Below are 17,523 nucleotides of genomic sequence, written 5' to 3' on the forward strand. Positions count from 1 at the left end.
TATTCGGACTTTTCGCGGGCGCCGCGCTGCGCTGCGGGCCGATCTCGGCGGCCGGGCGGCCGAGGAACGGCGGAAACCGGACTTTTTGCCGTCACTTTCCGGACATTCGGCGGTTTTGAGCTCGTTTCCGGCTTGTTTTTTCGCGCATCGGCCTTATAATAATCTGACAGTGAAAGCGATTACGGCGGCAGCGCCGGCAGAGAGGGGGACTTGCGGGGCTGATGGCACGTCATACGGAGCGCAAGCTGCATCCGATCCAGCACTACGTCCGAATCATCTTGATCATTTCGTTCTCCGCGCTGATCCTGGATTTCATCATCAGCTTCGCGTCGATCGCGATCGTCAAGCAGCAGTCGGCCCGGGATTTGCGGGACACGTCGTACCTGTACATCAACCGGATCAATGCCGACTTCGCCTACATCAACCACTTCATGGGCTGGACGCTCGCCAACGACGAGAACGTCAGGGTGATGAACGCGCACGCCCCGGACGAACCCGAATTCCTAAAGGCGAGCAAGACGCTGTACCGGCGCTTCGTCGAGGTGCAGAAGGGCTACGGCGAGCAGTACAATTTCCTCCTCTACTTCGACAAGAAGGATTACCTGCAGAACTGCGCCCCCATGGGCATGACGTACAAGGAATACCAGGCGCTGCAGAAGCAGGTCGGCCTCTACATCAAGGACAAGGTCTATTACGAGAAGCTCTATTCCTGGTGGTCGACCGTCCAGCTGGCGGGCAAATCCTTCATTCTCAACATCGTCCCCTATCATGACAGCTACCTCATCTGCCTGATCTCGGCGGACGACCTGATCCGCCCGCTGCGCGAGACGAACCTCGGCGAGAACGGCTATGCGTCGCTGATCAGCGAGGACGGCAGCCGCGTCACCAGCCCGATCTCCAATAAGGGCAAGCTGCTGGACCCGAGTCCCGCGCGCGCCGCCCTGCTCGACCTGGTGCAGCCGAAGACGACGGTGAACGGCGACTTCACGAATGCGTCCTTCTACGTGCAGCTCGTCATCCAGTTCGGCGCGTTCGAGAAAATCATGATCGCCCAGCTGCTCATCGTGCTGCTGGCCGTCATCGTCGCCGCCAGCCTCTGCTTCATCCTGCTCTACTTCAAGCACAAGGTGCTGCAGCCGATCAAGAGTTTCTCCTACAACCTCGCCCTCTGGACCGGCGACGGCGAGCCGATCGGCGCGCAGAGCAGCAAGATAGCGGAGCTCGAGAAGGCGAACCGGCAGTTCCGGAACCTCGTGAAGCAGATCAAGGAATACAAGATCGACATCTACGAGCGGGAGCTCGAGAAGCAGCGCATCCAGCTGGATTATATGAAGCTGCAGATCAAGCCGCATTTCTTCCTGAACTGCCTCACGACGATTCATAGCATGGCGCAAATGGGCATGGATGAAGAGATTCAGCAGATGACGCTGTCGACATCCGCGTACTTCCGGTATATCTTCCGGGAGGGCCGGGATTTCGTGCGGCTCGCGGACGAGCTCGAGCATGTGCGGATCTACCTCGAGATTCAGCGCAGCCGTTACCGCGACTCCTTGGTCTACCGGATCTCGCGGGCCGAGGACGTACGGGACGTGCACATTCCGCCGCTCGTGCTGCAGACATTCGTCGAGAACGCCGTCAAATACGCAGTGTCGCGCGAGCACGAGACGGCGATCACAATCGACGTCGAGCGCCGCCTGCGCGAGGAGACGGACGGGGACGGAGGCATAACGGTGATCCGCATCGCGGACACCGGCCCCGGCTTCGCGCCGGACGTCCTGGCGAAGCTGCGGCGCGGCGAGCCGCTCGACCGTTCGGGCGGGACGCGGATCGGCATCGCGAACACCGTGCAGCGGCTGGCCCAGCTGTACGGCGACGGGGCGTCCGTCAGCTTTGGGGGCGCGAACGGCGGCGGCGCCCTCGTCGTGCTGGAGCTGCCGGAGCCGCCGGAAGCGGCGGCGCGGATGGCGAGAGGGACGGGAACGGCAGGAACGGCGACATCATCCGGAAAAGGAGCTTGAAGGCGATGAATGTGCTGCTCGTGGACGACGATTACTTCGTCGTGACCGCGCTGGAGACAAAGATCGACTGGGCGTCGCTGGGCATCGGGACGGTCCATACCGCCCATAACGTCGCCCAGGCGCGCGAGGTTATGAGGCGCCATGACGTTCACATTCTCGTCTCCGACATCGAAATGCCGCAGGGCAGCGGCCTCGAGCTGCTGGCCTGGATCCGCGAGGAGCGGTACGACGTGCAGGCGATCTTCCTGACCAACTACGCGGACTTCAACTACGCGCAGAAGGCAATCGAGCTGCGGAGCTTCGAATACTTCCTGAAGCCGATCCAGTTCGACAAGCTGATGCTTATCCTGCGCAAGGCCGTCGAGCGGGCACGGGAGCAGCAGCGCGACGCGCGGGCGATCGAGGAAGGCCGCTACTGGCAGCGGAATCAGGCGAAGATGCTGGAGCACTTCTGGCGGAAGCTCGTCAGCGGCAGCGCCTCCTCCCCGCTCCGGCCGGCCGAGATCGCGGACGCCGTCGAGGAGCAGCATCTCGGCTACGCGCCGGACGATCCCGTGCAGCCCGTGCTGCTGCGCCTCTTCCCCGAGGACGGCACCATGGGCCGGGAGGAGAAGCATCTGTTCGACTTCGCCCTGCAAAACGTCCTCCACGAGCTGTTCCGGCAGCCGGCATTCACCGTCGAGACGGCGCTGGAATACAAGACGCATCAATGGATCGCCATCTTGAAATGGCACCGGCCGCCGGCTGCCGAAGCGCTCGAGGCGCTGTGCGCGGCGTTCGTAGAGCAGGCGAAGCGCGCGCTCAAGAGCGAGGCTTGCTGTCTCGTCGGCCGAGCCGGCCGGCTGGGCGGCGCGAGCGCGATTCTGCGGGAGCTGCTGCGGGCGAACGACGAGCTCGTGAAGCGCCGCAACCGGGTCGTCTTCGCGGACGGCGGCGGCCCGGCCGAGGACTGCTACCTCCCGCCGGACCTGGCACGGCTGGAGGCGCTGCTGGACCAGAGCAAGCCTGGCGAATTCCTGGCGGAGACGTCGCGGTACTTGGACGAACAAACACGGCAGCCGGGGTTCACGACGCCGGTGCTTAACCTGTTCCGGCTCGACATGATGCAGCTCGTCTACGCCTTCCTCAAGTCGAAGGGCATTCAGGCGCATCAGCTGTACGCAGGCCGGGCGAACGAGCGGCTGCTCGCGCAATCGCTGCACTCCGTCGAGGACATGGAAGCCTACTTGCGCGCCTTGGTCGGCACCGCCATGGACTACCGCCGCTTCGCGGAGCAGCCGACGTCCGTCGCGGACGAGATCAAGCAGTACATCCGCGCGCATTACGGCGAGGACCTGACCCGCAACAGCCTGGCCGACGTCTTCTTCCTCCATCCGGACTACCTCGCCCGGCTGTTCAAGAAGGAGACCGGCGTCTCCCTCGGCGCGTACATCATCGAAGCGCGCATCGCGGCCGCGAAGCAGCTGCTCCGTTCGACCAACCTGTCGGTGTTCGCCGTAGCGAAGAAAGCCGGCTACGCCAACTACTCGTACTTCGTCAAGGTGTTCAAGCAGGAGGCCGGCGTGTCGCCGAACGAGTATAAGCATGGAGAGAGTATGGATCGGGCACGATAAAATCGTCATCGACGTGCCGCCACATACATGAATAATAGTAATTAATAATATGAGAACAATAAATTAGACGCCTATTTTAGTCAAGGTTATACTAACAGAGTCCTTTCAAGACAAAGCGAAATGAGGTGTTATTCCATTGTCCGCTTACATTATTTTTATTAGAGAGGCAACGTTCAACCCGTCAGAGTTGGAACAATATTCGCTTAAAGCTCCGGCAGGTCTGTCAGGACATCCGATCAAGCCGCTCGCTATGTATGGAACTCACGAAGTCATCGAGGGTCCACGCATCGAAGGCGCAGCATTGCTTGAATTTCCAAGCTTCGAGGCAGCTAAAGCTTGGTATTATAGCCCTGCTTACCAGGATGCGGTGAAGCATCGATTAAGGGGCGGGACATACAGAGGCATCATTATTGAAGGTTTGGCAGAGCAAGCAATATGATCTCGCATCCAACCATGCCCGGGGTTGCGCCAGGCTTTATTCAAACCACGGCCGCAGACGCCATGATGGAGCGAATCGCACAGGTTACGGGCAGCTTTGAGAGCGCGCTGCAATCCGTGATGGATGCGCTCGGAGGTATCCCGATTGGGCGTCCCGGGTATCCTGAAGAGGTTGGGGAGCTCGTAGCCTTCCTGTCATCCGACCGAGCAGCATCGATTACAGGGGCGGAATATGTGATCGATGGCGGAACTGTACCTACTGTTTAACCGATGTGTTTACCTGTGCGTATCCACGTTTGGATTTTGTAGAAATAGAAATGAATTTATCCTTCTTATGAAAAGAAACGGCTGCTTCAGTTAAGTGGCCGTTTCTTTGCGACACATATAGAAAGGGGTTGCTGAAAGGTCGACCGGGAGACGGTTGGCCTCTTGTTCGTTCGAGATGCCGCTCCGCACCACTCGTTCGTACCCGCGCATCATGCCGCGCGAGGACATGTATGGTAGATTAAGGAAAGAGGAAACAGCAGCAGCCGACCGCAGCCGCACGGATGGATGGTTCACATTTGGGCAACACGTGTAACGGGAAGAGCGCGTACGCAGCCTGTATGCGGAGTAGAACAACCATCGACAAAGGACGGTGCGACATGGAAAACGCCGGGATCAAAATTTTTGCGGGCAGCTCCGGGATCGGCTTCGCGCGGAAGATCTGCGACTACCTGGAGGTCGAGCTCGGCCGGTCCGAGACGATCACCTTCTCCGAAGGCAACACGTTCGTGCGGATCGGCGAGACGGTCCGCGACAAGGACGTCTATCTCGTGCAGTCAATCGGCTTGAATCCGAACAACGAATTCGTCGAAATTCTGTTCTGGGTCGATGCGTTCAAGCGGGCGAGCGCCCACTCCGTGACGGTCATCATGCCGTATTTCAGCTACGCCAAGGGCGACAAGAAGGACGAGCCGCGCGTGTCCATCCGCGCGCGCGTCTGCGCGGAATCCATCGAGCTGGCCGGAGCGGACCGCGTCGTGACGATGGATTTGCACAGCCATCAGATTCAAGGCTTCTTCAAAAAGCCAGTGGATCATCTCTTCGCCCTGCCGGTGCTGTGCGAGGTTATCATGCGGATGCGGCTGGACGACATCGTCGTCGTCTCGCCGGACGCCGGGTTCGCGAAGCAAGCGCGGAAGTACGCAAATTACCTCGGCACCACGATGGCGATCGGGGACAAGACGCGGAAGGACCACCGGGAGCGGGCCGAGATCCTGGATCTGATCGGCGACGTCCGTGGCAAAACGGCGGTCATCGTCGACGACTTCTCGCTGACGGGCGGTTCGATCGCGGAGCTGTCGAAATGCCTGGTCGAGCGGGGAGCCAAGCGCATCATGGCCTGCTTGTCCCATGCGGTATTGAACGAAGCGGCCGTCCGCCGGATCGACGCGAGCGCGATCGAACGGCTGATCGTGACGGATTCCGTGGAAAATCCGCACCTCGCCCATTCGGCCAAAATCCAGTGCATCTCCGTGGCGCCGTTGTTCGGCGAAGCCATCCGCCGCATTTACCGGAAGGAATCGGTGAGTCCGCTGTTCGAGCGCGTGCCGGGCAGCGTCGTCGCGTGCTCGACGGACGCGTTCCCGATGGACGAATGCACCGAGGCGAAATCTTCGCCGTCTTAACCATTTAGGCCCTTAAACAGCGACAGCCCCGGACGCGAGTACATACGGTCCAAGGCTGTCGCCGTTCAGCGTATTCGGTTCGTTCGGGCGGACGGTCACCGCCCCCGCGCTCTGCGTTTTCGTACGCCCCGCTCGAGCGGCTTCGTGCCCCCGGCTCCGGGCTCTACTTCCCCGCCGGCTTCGGCATCAGCCACGCGTGGTCGGGATCGTTATGGAACTTCCACGTCCGCACCGGTCCGGCCATGACGTTCAAATAGTACGCGTCGTAGCCCGGCGGTGCCGACACGGGATGATACCCGCGCGGCACGAGCACGGCCTCGCCGTGCTTCACGGCCAGCGTCTCGTCGAGCGAGCGGTCGTCCGTGTACACCCGCTGCACCGCGAAGCCCTGCTCCGGCTGCACCTCGTAGTAGTACGTCTCCTCGAGCAGCGATTCCTCGGGCAGATGATCCCGGTCGTGCTTGTGCGGCGGGTAGCTGGACCAGTGGCCGCCGGGCGTGAACACTTCCACGACGAGCAGGCCGTCCGCCGCCTCGGATTCCGGCAAAATGTTATGGATCAGCCGTTCCGTGCTCCCCTGTCCGCGGACTTCGACGCCCACCTGCTCCGGCCCGATGAGCCGGGCCGGGTGCGTGCCCTTGCCCGGGGCCCAGCAGACGGCGAGCCGCAGCCCGGTCCGCGCGGCGACCTCGAACCGGTCGCCGCTCGGCACATAGACGGCGTACGGCGGGATTTGCTCGAAGACGTTCATCCGTTCCCCAATATTCGTCCACGCCTGCTCCGTAGTGGCGACGTCCGCCCGGCCTGCGAGCAGCACGAGGCACGCCTCGCGCTCCCCGGTTGGGACGCTCAGCCGCGCCCCTTCTTCCAATTGGTACACCTCGAAGCCGACGTACGTCCACCCCGCCGTCTCCGGCGTGATGCGCAGCACATTGCCGTCCGCATCCGGCGTCCGGTTCGGCTTCACGATCAGTTCGCTCATGTTGCGCTCCTCTCTGGCGAGGCCGGAGCGGCCGCACGCGCAGGCCGCTGCCGCAGCTTCGATGCCCGGCAGGCTGCGCCGCGGCGCGCCCCGCGCCCCGGCCCGGCGGCTACCAGCGCGCCGTCACCATTTTTTTGCGCGTGTAGAACTCCACGCCGTCTTGTCCGTTCGCGTGCAGGTCGCCGTAGAACGATTTCTTCCAGCCCGAGAACGGGAAGAACGCCATCGGCGCGGGCACGCCCAGATTGATGCCGAGCATGCCGGCGTCGATCGTCTCGCGGAAGCGGCGCACATGGCTGCCGTTCTGCGTGAACAGGCACGCGCCGTTCGCGAAGTCCGAGCGGTTCGCGAGGGCGATCGCCTCGTCCAGCGTCGCGACGCGCACGACCGACAGCACCGGCGCGAAAATCTCGTCCTTCCAGATCTTCATCTCGCTCGTCACGTGATCGAAGATCGTCGGGCCGACGAAGTACCCGTCGCCCGAAGCCGCCGCGTCCGCGCGGCCGTCCCGGCGCAGCACCGCGCCGTCCCGCTCGCCCGACTCGATGTAGCCGAGCGTGCGGTCCTTGTGCGGGCCGCGGATGACCGGACCGAGGAAGACGCCTTCATCCATGCCGTTGCCGATCGTGATCTTGTCCGCTGCTTCGACCAGCTTCGCGATGAGCGGTTCGGCCGCTTCGCCGACGGCCACGACGACGGAGCACGCCATGCAGCGCTCGCCCGCGGAGCCGAAGGCCGCGCCGACGATCTGCGTCACCGCCGCGTCGAGGTCCGCGTCCGGCATGACGATGGAATGGTTCTTCGCGCCGGCGAGCGCCTGGACGCGCTTGCCGTGCGCCGACGCCGTCTTATAGACATATTCGGCCACCGGCTGGGAGCCGACGAACGAGATCGCCTTGACGTCCGGGTGCTCCAGCAGCCCGTTCACGACGTCGTGCGCGCCATGGACGACGTTCAGCACGCCGTCCGGCAGACCCGCTTCGCGGAACAGCTCCGCGAGCCGGTTCGCGAGCAGCGGCGTCCGTTCGGACGGCTTCAGCACGAACGTATTGCCGCAGGCGATGGCGAGCGGGAACATCCAGCACGGCACCATCATCGGGAAGTTGAACGGCGTGATGCCGCCGACGACGCCGACCGGGTAGCGGTACATGCCGGATTCCAGATTGGTCGCGATGTCCGACAGCTGCCGGCCCATCATGAGCGACGGCGCACCCGCGGCGAACTCGACGCATTCGATGCCGCGCAGCACTTCGCCGTGCGCTTCGGTGTAGCTCTTGCCGTTCTCCAGCGTAACGATGCGGGCCAGCTCCTCCCAGTGATCGACGAGCAGCTGCTGGTACTTGAACAAGATGCGCGCGCGGCGCGGAACCGGCGTCTTGCTCCAGGTCTCGAAGGCGGCCAGCGCGGCGCGCACGGCGCCGTCCAGCTCGTCCTTGGACGAGAGCGGCGCATAGGCGATGATCTCGCCGGTCGCGGGATTATAGACCGGCTCGGAGCTGCCGGAGACGGAGGCGGTCCACTCGCCGCCGATGAAGTTGTTCAGTAAGGCCGGTGCGTTCGTGCGGGACATAGGGATGATCTCCTTTCGGAATTACGCGTGTTGGGATGCCTGGATGTAAGCGTCGACTTGCCCGGCGGTCGGCATGGCGTCGGAGCAGCTGTGGCTCGAGATGACGATGGACGCCGCCGCGCTGCCGTAGGCCATGCTGCGGTCGACGCTCCAGCCCTGCATCAGGCCGTGCAGGAAGCCGGCCGCATAGGAATCGCCGGCGCCGAACGTCTTGACGACCTTCGCGGGGAAAATCGCGCCCCGGTGCGAGCCGCCGTCCTTGCCGTAGGCAATGGAGCCGTCCTTGCCGTGCTTGATGACGACGAGCTCGGCATGGCAGCCGAACCATTGCGCCGCCGTGACGGCATCGCTGCGTTCGGCGTTGCCGTCGAAGCGCTCGAGCATGTCGAACTCCTCGCGGGTGCCGATGATGATATCGCTCTTTTCCGCCGCCAGGTGGTAGTAGATCGCCGTCTCTTCGGGCGACGTCCACGTGTACGGGCGGTAATCGATGTCGAAGACGACCTTCGTGCCGTGCTTGCGGGCGTAGCGGATCGCGAGCAGCACCGCCTCGCGCGACGGGCTCTTGGCGAGCGCCGTGCCGGAGACGAGCAGCACCCGGCTGTCGGCGATCAGCGCTTCGTCCACTTCGCCTGGCGCGAGCAGCAGGTCGGCGGCGTTGTCGCGGTACATGAGGATACTGCAGTCTTCCGGACTCTTGATCTCCGTGAACGCGAGCCCCGTTACGGCACCCGTCCGGTCCGTCGTCACGCCGGCCGCGTCGATGCCGTTATCGCGCAGATAGCCGAGGATGAACCGGCCCATCTGGTCGTTCGCGGTCTTGCCGATGAAGGCCGTGCGGTGGCCGAGGCGGGCCATGCCGATGCAGATGTTGGCGGGCGAACCGCCGACGTATTTGGTAAAGGTCATCGTCTCTTCCATCGGACGGTTGATTTCGTTGGCGTTCAGGTCGATGCACAGGCGGCCGATCGCGACGAAGTCGCGCGGCCGGCCGGCGGGAAACGCAAGGGTGTTTTCCATCGGGCAGCCCTCCTAGATGTAGGTTCGAGATAAGGGAAACGAGCTCAGTACGGACGCGCGGACCGCAGCGCTTCCTGCATCCGGCCGTGCGCGGCGACGACCTTGCCGCTCGCGGACACCTCCGGCACGCCGACGTGCCACCACGATTCGTACCCGTCCGTATTCGTGCCCGGCAGCACCTTGATCTCGATCAGCACCGGGCCTTCCTCTTCCTTGGCGCGGCGCAGCGCGTCCGCGAGTTCTTCCGCGGTATGCGCCGTGTACGCGGCCGCGCCCATGCTGCGGGCGTGCATCGCGAAATCGATCGGCAGGTACGCGCCGTTCAGGCGTCCCGTCGTTTTGGAGCGGAAGCGGAATTCGTTGCCGAAGCCGTCACTGCCGTGCCCCCGCTGCAAATTATGAATGCACTGGAAGCCGTGGTTGTCGAGCAGCAGCACCGTCAGCTTCACGCCTTCCTGGATCGCCGTCACGAGCTCCGAATGGAGCATGAGGTAGCTGCCGTCGCCGACGAAGGCGTAGACGTCCCGCTCCGGCTCGGCCAGCGCCGCGCCGAACGCGCCGCTCACCTCGTAGCCCATGCACGAGAAGCCGTATTCCATGTGGTACGTCTTCGGCTCGGTCGTCCGCCAGACGCGGTGCAGGTCGCCGGGCAGGCTGCCGGCCGCGCAAACGACGACGTCCGACGGGCTTACGAAGCCGTTGATGACGCCGAGCGCGCGCGTCTGCGTCAAGCCGTCCTCGCGCTCGAGCGCGTAGAGGCGGTCGACCTCGCGGTCCCACTCCGCCTTCAGCGCGGCGATCTCGCCTTCGGCGTAGCCGCTGCCGTAGCCGCGCGCCGTCAGCTCCGCCTGCAGCGCGGCAAGGCCCGTCCGCGCGTCGGCAGTCACGGCGACGCCTTCGAGCTTGACGGCGTCGAACGCGCTGACGTTGAGATTGACGAACGCGACGTCCGGCCGGCGGAACGCCGACTTGGACGCGGTCGTGAAGTCCGAGAAGCGCGTGCCGACGCCGATGACGACGTCCGCTTCGGCCGCGATCCGGTTCGCCGCCAGCGTGCCGGTCGCGCCGACGCCGCCGAGGGCGAGCGGATGGTTCCACGGCATCGCGCTCTTGCCGGCCTGCGTCTCCGCGACCGGAATGCCGAACGCCTCCGCGAACCGCCGCAGGTCATCCGCGGCTTCGGCGTACAGCACGCCGCCGCCCGCGACGATCAAGGGCCGGCGCTTGCCGGCGATCGCGTCGGCCGCGCGGCGCACGGCGTCCGGCGCCGCCGGACGGCGGTCGGCGTAGTGCACCCGCCGGGCGAAGAACGCGGCCGGGTAATCGTACGCCTCGGCCTGCACGTCCTGCGGCAGCGCCAAGGTCACGGCGCCGGTCTCCGCCGGATCGGTCAGGACGCGCATCGCCTGCAGCAGCGACGCCATCAGCTGCTCCGGCCGGACGATCCGGTCCCAGTACTTGCTGACCGGCTTGAACGCGTCTGTCGCGGCGACCGTGTAGTCGCCTTGCACTTCGAGCTGCTGCAGCACGGGGTCCGGCTGGCGGCCGGCGAAGTTGTCGCCCGGGAGCAGCAGAACCGGAATGCGGTTCACCGTCGCCGTCGCGGCCGCCGTCGCCATGTTGAGCGCGCCTGGGCCGATCGACGAGGTGCAGGCGTAGATCTGCCGTCGGTTCTTCTGCTTGGCGTACGCCGCGGCGGCATGCACCATGCCCTGTTCGTTCTTGCCTTGGATGAATTCGAGCTCGCCGGACGCCCGTTCGAGCGCCTCGCCGAGGCCCGTCACGTTGCCGTGCCCGAAGATCCCCATCACGCCGCGGACGAATTTGATGTCCTCCCCGTCCACGGACAGGTATTGATTATCCAGGAACTTGAGCAGCGCCTGGGCCATGGTCAATCGGATCGTGCTCATGCGCGTCCGCCTCCATTCTTCGCATTTGCCGCGCCCGCCGTGTCCGGCAGGCCGGGTTCCAGCTCGATCAGGAACGTCTTGATCTCGTACGGCTTCAGCTCGAAGCCGGTCGCAGCGCCGTCCCGCTCGCCGCCAGCCTCCTCGCCGCCGAGCGGCCGCTCCATCAGGTCGCATTCCGCCATCGAGCGGATGCGCAGATCGCTGCGCAGCTCCGCCTGCGTGCGGATGCCCGCGTATTCGTGGACGCGCAGCACGATCCGCTCGCCGTCCTCCGCCTTCTTGACGGCGTCGACCATCACGTTCGGCGCCGACAGCGCGAACAGCGACCGCGTGCCCTGCCCCGGCGCGCCGGGCGCGGCGGTCAGCGGATTGTTCAGCGCCCACGCCTCCTGCGCCGTGCCGCCCGCGTACCAATCGCCTTCATGCGGCAGCAGCGCGTACGTGAACGCGTGCTCGCCGATGTCCGCGTTCGGATCCGGATGGATCGCGGACTTCAGCAGCGACAGGCGCATGACGTTGTCCTTGATGTCGTAGCCGTACTTGCAGTCGTTCAGCAGGCTGACGCCGTAACCGCGCTCGGACAGGTCGGCCCACTGATGCCCGACCGTCTCGAACCGGGCGTAGTCCCAGCTCGTGTTCCAATGCGTCGGCCGCTTGACATTGCCGAACTGAATGTCGTACGTCGCCTCCGTCGCGCGCACCGCGACCGGGAAGGCGACCTTCAGCAGCTGCTGGTGCTCCCGCCAATCGATCTCCGTGCGGAAGTCGATCCGCCGGCTGTCCGCATAGACGGTCAGCTTCTGCGTCACCGACGAGCCCGCGTACCGCCACGCGAAGGCGACGGTCGCCGCGAGCGGACCGGCTTCGACGAGTTCGACCGAGACCAAGTCCGCGATCTCGCGCATTTTCGCTTGATAGTAGATATCGATGTCCCACGCGTCGAAATGCATCGGCTTGTCCTCGAACACCTGCAGCACATTGCCGCGCGCGCCCTCCGCGAGCACGTCCCGGCGGTAATCCAGGTCATAGATCCGCGTCAGCTGGCCGGCTTCGTTCCAGACCAGCTCGTAGTGCGGCGTCTTCAGCCTGCGGCCGTCCAGCGCGAACGGCGCCTCCGTAGGCGCGGACGCGGCCGCCCGGGCTTCGCCGGGCGCATGATGCAGCGCCGTCACGCCGAGCGGCGGCACCGCCGGCGCTTCCACGAGCCAGCGCCCGTCCGCGAGCTGCGCCCGCAGCGGCCGGCCTTCGGCGTCGCTCCACGCGCTCCCCGCCGGCGCGGCCGCCGCGTCCAGCGCGATCGCGTCGCGCCGCTCCCACGGCGAGCCGTTCAACACGGTCAGCGCGCCTGCTTCCGCCCGGCCGCCAGCGCCGCCGGCGACGGCCGCCGCCGCGTTCCGCCACGCTTCGTCCGCGATGTCCTGCGCCTGCGCGTACTCCTCGCGGCTGTCCGCGTACACCTCGGCGATCGACGAGCCGGGAATGATATCATGGAACTGATTGCGCAGAATAATCGTCCAGCCTTCGTTCAGCTCGCGCTGCGCGTACCCGCTCCAATCGCCCTGCTGCGCGGCGGCGAGCGCGCTCAGCCATTCCGTCTCGCGGTACAGCAGCTCCAGCTTGCGGTTCATCCGCTTGTTGTACGCCTGGCTCGTGTAGGTGCCGCGGTGGTATTCCAGGTACAGCTCGCCGTCCCACGTGTGCACGTAGCGGTCGGTCGACGCGAACGACTCCTGCAGCCGCTTGAAATAATCGTCGGCGCGCCCCGTCTTCACGTTCGGCAGGCCGGGCATCGCGTCCAGCCGGCGCCGCAGCTCCAGCATCTCGCGGTTCACCCCGCCGCCGCCGTCCCCGTAGCCGTACGAGAGCAGCAGCTCCTGGTTGACTTCCTTATCGCGGTACCCGTCCCAGATGCCCTTGACGGTCTCCGGCGTGACGAAGCCGTTGTACGTGTAGAAGAACGCGTTCGCCTCTTCCCAGTCGTCCGGGGTCGTAATGAAATGCGTCAGCACCTCGGAGCCGTCGATGCCCCGCCACTTGAACGTATCGTGCGGCATCCGGTTGAACTGATTCCAGCTGATCTTCGTCGTCATGAACGTGTCGAAGCCGGATTTCTTCAGAATCTGCGGCAGCGCCCAGCTGTAGCCGAACACGTCCGGCAGCCACAGGTACGTGCTCTCCGCGCCGAAATCCTCGCGCATGAACCGCGTGCCGAACAGGAACTGACGGACGAGCGACTCGCCCGACGTCAGGTTGCAGTCGGCCTCGAGCCACATGCCGCCGCCGATTTCCCAGCGGCCTTCGCGGATCCGCTCGCGAATCTGCGCGTAGAGGTCCGGGTAATCCTGCTTGAGGTAGGCGTAGAGCTGCGGCTGCGTCTGCAGGAACACGTAGTCCGGGTACCGCTCCATCAGACGCAGCACCGTCGAGAACGAGCGGGCGCTCTTCTCGCGCGTATGCTTCAGCCGCCACAGCCAGGCGACGTCGATGTGCGTGTGGCCGATGCAGGTGACCGTCACCGGGGAACGTTTCTCGAGCGCGCCCAGCTCGGCGTTCAGCAGCTCGCGGGCTTCATAGACGGAAGCGTAGTACGCGTCCGCCCCCGGCTGAGACCAGTCGATGAGATGAAACGCGCGGTCGAGCGCCTTCACGAGCGCCGCCCGGTCGGGATGCGAGCCGTCCAGCTCCTTGATCGTGCCGAGCACGGCTTGGCCCGTGTAGTAGAGATCGTCGACGGCTTCGTCGAGCCAGCACAGCTCCGCGCGCTTCACGGTATGCTTCATGTCGCGCGGCTTGCCGCCGCCCTCGAGCCCCGTCCACAGCCGGATGTCCGCGCGGCCCGTCCGGCCCGCGGCGTCCGCCGGCAGGAACACTTCCTGATGGTTCGAGTCGACGCCTTGATACGGCACGCCGTTCCAATAGAGCAAGGACTCGAAGCCGTCGTTGTTGCCGCCGCCGGTCTCGCCGAAGTCGAACCGGCCGAGCACGGTCCGGCCGGCCCATTCCGCCGGCACCTCAATCTCGCGCGAGAGCCAGACATAGCGGTCGCGGCCTTGCCACGTGTCGCCGATCCGCAGCTCGAACGCCGCGCCGGACGCGGGAGGACGGGCGCCGTTCGCGCCCGCCTCGTCCTCGATCGCGGCAAATCTATCCAGCGGCCGGGCGTCGCGGTAGCGGGTCTCGCTCATCTCGCGCAGCCGGGCTGCCAATTTCGATTCCGTAAATAGCATGGGTTCCTCTCCTTCGCGCGGCCGCGTCAGCCGCTGCGCCGTTTTAGAGCGTCTCTTCCAGCTTGCGCAAGTACTCGAGGCTCTGCGCCAGGCTGTCCAGCGGGCTGCCCGGGCAGTAGTCCTGCTCGACCGCGAACCATTCGACGCCGCTTGCCAGCCCCCAGCGGAGAATCGGCGCGAAGTCGATGACGCCGGAGCCGATCTCGGCGAAATACTGCCGCTCGTCGTTCGTCATGTCCTTCAGGTGCAGAATCGGCATCCGGTGCGCGTACTTGCCGATGTACGACAGCGGGTCGAGGCCCGCTTTCTTCACCCAATACGTGTCGATCTCGGCGTACACCGCCGGGTCCTCCAGCAGATAGTCAAGCGCGTACTTGCCGTCCATCATCGTGTGGAATTCGAAATCGTGGTTGTGGTAGCCGACCCGGAACTCCGTGCCTTGCACCCGCTTCGCCACGTCCAGCAGGTCGCGCTTGACGCTGGCGTAGCCTTCGGGATTCTGCAGGCCGTCGGGCAGCGAGTGGCAGATGAAATCCTTCGTGTCGAACAAGCGCGCTTCTTCGAGCACATTGTCCAGGTCGTCCCGCATGCGCGGCAGGCCGACGTGCATGCCGGCGGTCTTCAGGCCGAGCTCCTTCGCGATCGCCGCGATGTCGCGGGCCGGATTGCCGTGCAGGCCGTCGATCTGAACGGCTGCCCAGCCCATCTTGGCCAGCTCCCGCAGCAAGCCTTCAAAGTCCTTCTTCGCTTCGTTCCGTACCGTAAATAACTGCGCCGCCAGTTTATCCCGAATCATTCCGCGATCGCCTCCCTTTTCAAATCCAGCCATTCCACTTCCGCCGCCGTCAGCTTCAATTGCATCGCCTCGATCGACGAGACCAGCTCCTCCGGCTTGCGCGGCCCGATGATCGCGCATGTCGCGAACGACTGATGCAGCACGTACGACAGCGCGAGCTGGATCGGCGTGACGCCCTTCTCCGCAGCGAGCCGCACGGCGCGGTTATACCGCTCCCAGTTGCCTTCGTTATAATAGACGCGCACCATCTCTTCGTTGGAGGTGTCATCCGGCGTGAAGTGCCCGGAGAAGAACCCGCCGGCCTGCGCCGACCACGACAGGAGCGGCATGCCGTTCGCCGCGTGCCACGCGATCGTCGCCTCGTCCGCCGAGACGACGCCTGGCCAGCGCGGTGCCTGCGGCTTCGCCAGGCTCAGGTTCGTGCTGCTGAACGCGAAGCCCGTCAAGCCGTGCGCGGCCGCGTAGTCGTTCGCTTCCTGGATCCGCTCGTGCGTCCAGTTCGACGCGCCGAACGCGCCGATCCGTCCCGCTTCCGCATGCGCGTGCAGCTCTTCGACGATCGGGCCGACCTCGACCGACGGATCGTCGCGGTGCAGCGCGTACAGCTCGACGTGATGCGTGCCGAGCCGCTCCAGGCTTTCGGTCAGATCCTGGCGGATCGCCGCCGGATTGACCCTCGGGCCCGGGCTGCCGTCATCGTGATGGGCGCCCTTCGTCAGGATGGCGACCTTGTCGCGCAGGTTCTCCTCGGCAAGCCATTGGCCGAGCAGCTTCTCGCGCCCCCGGTATTGGTGGGCCGTATCGAACGTGGCGCCACCGGCGTCCACGTACGCGCGCAGCATCGCCCGTTCGTTGTCGTCGAGCGACCGCAGGTCGCCGGTGCCGAGTATGAGCCGGGATACCGGCTTGTCCACGCCTTGAATCCGCATCGTATGCATTGTGCATCCTCCTTAGAGCGTATAAGTGCAGGTGATATTTTGCCGTCTTGCCGTCTTCCTGCCTTGCTGTCTAATGTCCTGCTGTCTAGTATCTCGTTGTCTTACCGTCTTACCGTCTTGCCGACATCGTCTTGCGCCCTCGCGGCCAGTGCCGCACCCAACTTCTGGTATCGGTTCCAGATCGAGCGCTGCCTTGCAGCCGGCGCGCCCGACCGCCACGCCGTTTCAACCCGCGCGATTTCCTTCGCTATTACCTCTGATTTCCTTCGGCTTATTATCCGCTTTCGGCGGGCGCTCCCGCGGCGTCTCGCGCCGAAGCCGCACCCGATATGCCGTACCGACCGCGCCCTGCGCCAGCAGCGTCTCCCGCCGTATTACTGCGAAATCGCCTTAGGCAGCGTCCGTCCGCCTTCGTGCCGCTCCAGGAACCGGCGCAGGCCGTCCGCGTCCGCCGTCCCCGTGCTGCCGCCGTAGGCGCCGACGGACATGGCGCCGCAGGCGTTGCCGTACTTGAGCGACGTCTCGACGTCCAGCCCGCGCAGGAAGCCGTACAGGTAGCCGGCGTTGAACGAATCGCCCGCGCCCGTCGTGTCGACCGCCTCGACCTTGAACGCCGGATGGCGCGTCAACACGCCGTCCTTCATGGCGGCGGCGCCTTCGGCGCCCAGCTTGACGACGATATGCTTGCCATAGCCGGCCATATGCCGCAGGCCGTCCTCGATCCGCGCCCGGCGGGTGTAATGCAGCGCCTCGGTCTCGTTCATCAGGAAGACGTCGATATGCCGCATCAGCTCGAAGACGCCTTCGTACCATTCGCCGGAGTCGTCCCAGCCGACGTCGCAGGATAGCGTGACGCCCTTCTCCTTCAATTGCTTCACGACCGCGAGGAACGCCGCGTGGTTCGCCCGGCCGCGATAGCCCGTCAGATGGACGTGCCGGCCTTGGGCAATCCGGTCGAGCTCGAGCCGCTCCAGCTCCAGCTCCTGGTTAGAGCCCGCGTACGACAGGAACGAACGGTCCGTATCCGGATTGAACGCGATCGAGATGCCCGTCCGGTGGATCTTGCTTGTCTCGATCAGGCTGGTATCGATACCATATTGGGCGAATTGCTCCCGGATGAAGCTGCCGTTGCTGTCCGCCCCCAGCACGCCGCTGAAGGCCACGCCGAGTCCGAGCTTGGCCAGGGACAGCGCGAACAGGGCCGCCCCTCCGCCGACGTGTATCTGCATGTTGTCCACGAACACTTCCTGCCCGGGCTGCGGTATCTGGCTTTGGCCCACCACCACCAAATCTATGTTGACATCGCCGACGACGACCGCATCGAATTTCTTCACGTCACTT

General features: G+C 64.9%; 12 protein-coding genes and 1 pseudogene. 5 read left to right on the forward strand and 8 right to left on the reverse strand.

All coding sequences use genetic code 11. The features are described 5' to 3' along the window. The first annotated feature begins 221 nt into the window (after positions 1–221). The 5 genes and pseudogenes from ACFPB1_RS20535 to ACFPB1_RS20555 all read left to right on the forward strand — a co-directional run bounded on the left by ACFPB1_RS20535 (position 222) and on the right by ACFPB1_RS20555 (position 5,739). Positions 222–2,018, forward strand: coding sequence for a sensor histidine kinase (locus ACFPB1_RS20535; RefSeq protein ID WP_379227974.1), 1,797 nt, complete (start codon positions 222–224; stop codon positions 2,016–2,018). Between the two features lie 5 nt (positions 2,019–2,023). Beyond that, the gene (locus ACFPB1_RS20540; RefSeq protein WP_379227976.1) at positions 2,024–3,631 is read left to right on the forward strand and encodes a response regulator transcription factor; all 1,608 of its coding nucleotides are present in this window, start codon (positions 2,024–2,026) and stop codon (positions 3,629–3,631) included. A gap of 136 nt (positions 3,632–3,767) precedes the next feature. Further along, entirely contained in the window at positions 3,768–4,070 is a 303-nt protein-coding gene (locus tag ACFPB1_RS20545) for a DUF1330 domain-containing protein (RefSeq protein ID WP_379227978.1), read from the forward strand. A gap of 23 nt (positions 4,071–4,093) precedes the next feature. Continuing rightward, positions 4,094–4,336 (forward strand): annotated as a pseudogene (locus ACFPB1_RS20550) (SDR family oxidoreductase); the annotation flags it as partial. Positions 4,337–4,713: 377 nt separating this feature from the next. Then, positions 4,714–5,739, forward strand: a complete 1,026-nt coding sequence (locus ACFPB1_RS20555; protein ID WP_379227979.1) for a ribose-phosphate diphosphokinase — start codon at positions 4,714–4,716, stop codon at positions 5,737–5,739. A 163-nt stretch (positions 5,740–5,902) separates the two neighbouring features. Here ACFPB1_RS20555 and iolB read toward each other — a convergent pair whose 3' ends face one another. The 8 genes from iolB to ACFPB1_RS20595 all read right to left on the reverse strand — a co-directional run bounded on the left by iolB (position 5,903) and on the right by ACFPB1_RS20595 (position 17,516). Next, positions 5,903–6,721 (reverse strand): 5-deoxy-glucuronate isomerase, encoded by an 819-nt coding sequence (gene iolB, locus ACFPB1_RS20560; RefSeq protein WP_379227980.1) that lies wholly within the window; start codon positions 6,719–6,721, stop codon positions 5,903–5,905. Between the two features lie 109 nt (positions 6,722–6,830). Then, entirely contained in the window at positions 6,831–8,291 is a 1,461-nt protein-coding gene (locus ACFPB1_RS20565) for a CoA-acylating methylmalonate-semialdehyde dehydrogenase (RefSeq protein WP_379227981.1), read from the reverse strand. A gap of 21 nt (positions 8,292–8,312) precedes the next feature. Next, the gene (gene iolC, locus ACFPB1_RS20570) at positions 8,313–9,311 is read right to left on the reverse strand and encodes a 5-dehydro-2-deoxygluconokinase (RefSeq protein ID WP_379227982.1); all 999 of its coding nucleotides are present in this window, start codon (positions 9,309–9,311) and stop codon (positions 8,313–8,315) included. Between the two features lie 44 nt (positions 9,312–9,355). Next, a complete protein-coding gene (gene iolD, locus ACFPB1_RS20575) occupies positions 9,356–11,221 on the reverse strand; it encodes a 3D-(3,5/4)-trihydroxycyclohexane-1,2-dione acylhydrolase (decyclizing) (RefSeq protein WP_379227984.1) in 1,866 nt (621 codons plus the stop codon). Then, positions 11,218–14,448, reverse strand: a complete 3,231-nt coding sequence (locus ACFPB1_RS20580) for an alpha-mannosidase (protein ID WP_379227985.1) — start codon at positions 14,446–14,448, stop codon at positions 11,218–11,220. The genes iolD and ACFPB1_RS20580 overlap by 4 nt, the downstream gene beginning before the upstream one ends. Before the next feature lie 43 nt (positions 14,449–14,491). Beyond that, entirely contained in the window at positions 14,492–15,244 is a 753-nt protein-coding gene (locus tag ACFPB1_RS20585) for a sugar phosphate isomerase/epimerase family protein (protein ID WP_379227986.1), read from the reverse strand. Then, the gene (locus ACFPB1_RS20590) at positions 15,241–16,182 is read right to left on the reverse strand and encodes an aldo/keto reductase (RefSeq protein ID WP_379227987.1); all 942 of its coding nucleotides are present in this window, start codon (positions 16,180–16,182) and stop codon (positions 15,241–15,243) included. Before ACFPB1_RS20590 ends, ACFPB1_RS20585 begins: the two co-directional genes overlap by 4 nt. 374 nt (positions 16,183–16,556) lie before the next feature. Beyond that, positions 16,557–17,516 (reverse strand): carbohydrate kinase family protein, encoded by a 960-nt coding sequence (locus tag ACFPB1_RS20595; RefSeq protein ID WP_379227988.1) that lies wholly within the window; start codon positions 17,514–17,516, stop codon positions 16,557–16,559. Positions 17,517–17,523: the final 7 nt, after the last annotated feature.

Origin of the sequence: Paenibacillus sp. GCM10023250 (genome assembly GCF_042653205.1) — a bacterium.
Taxonomy (GTDB): domain Bacteria; phylum Bacillota; class Bacilli; order Paenibacillales; family Paenibacillaceae; genus Paenibacillus_Z.

What these genes read in the sequence shown, in the direction of transcription:
- ACFPB1_RS20535 (WP_379227974.1), top strand. Translation starts at nt 222, where the DNA reads ATGGCACGTCATACGGAGCGCAAGCTGCATCCGATCCAGCACTACGTC.
- ACFPB1_RS20540 (WP_379227976.1), top strand. Translation starts at nt 2,024, where the DNA reads ATGAATGTGCTGCTCGTGGACGACGATTACTTCGTCGTGACCGCGCTG.
- ACFPB1_RS20555 (WP_379227979.1), top strand. Translation starts at nt 4,714, where the DNA reads ATGGAAAACGCCGGGATCAAAATTTTTGCGGGCAGCTCCGGGATCGGC.
- iolB (WP_379227980.1), bottom strand. Translation starts at nt 6,721, where the DNA reads ATGAGCGAACTGATCGTGAAGCCGAACCGGACGCCGGATGCGGACGGC.
- ACFPB1_RS20565 (WP_379227981.1), bottom strand. Translation starts at nt 8,291, where the DNA reads ATGTCCCGCACGAACGCACCGGCCTTACTGAACAACTTCATCGGCGGC.
- iolC (WP_379227982.1), bottom strand. Translation starts at nt 9,311, where the DNA reads ATGGAAAACACCCTTGCGTTTCCCGCCGGCCGGCCGCGCGACTTCGTC.
- iolD (WP_379227984.1), bottom strand. Translation starts at nt 11,221, where the DNA reads ATGAGCACGATCCGATTGACCATGGCCCAGGCGCTGCTCAAGTTCCTG.
- ACFPB1_RS20580 (WP_379227985.1), bottom strand. Translation starts at nt 14,448, where the DNA reads ATGCTATTTACGGAATCGAAATTGGCAGCCCGGCTGCGCGAGATGAGC.
- ACFPB1_RS20585 (WP_379227986.1), bottom strand. Translation starts at nt 15,244, where the DNA reads ATGATTCGGGATAAACTGGCGGCGCAGTTATTTACGGTACGGAACGAA.
- ACFPB1_RS20590 (WP_379227987.1), bottom strand. Translation starts at nt 16,182, where the DNA reads ATGCATACGATGCGGATTCAAGGCGTGGACAAGCCGGTATCCCGGCTC.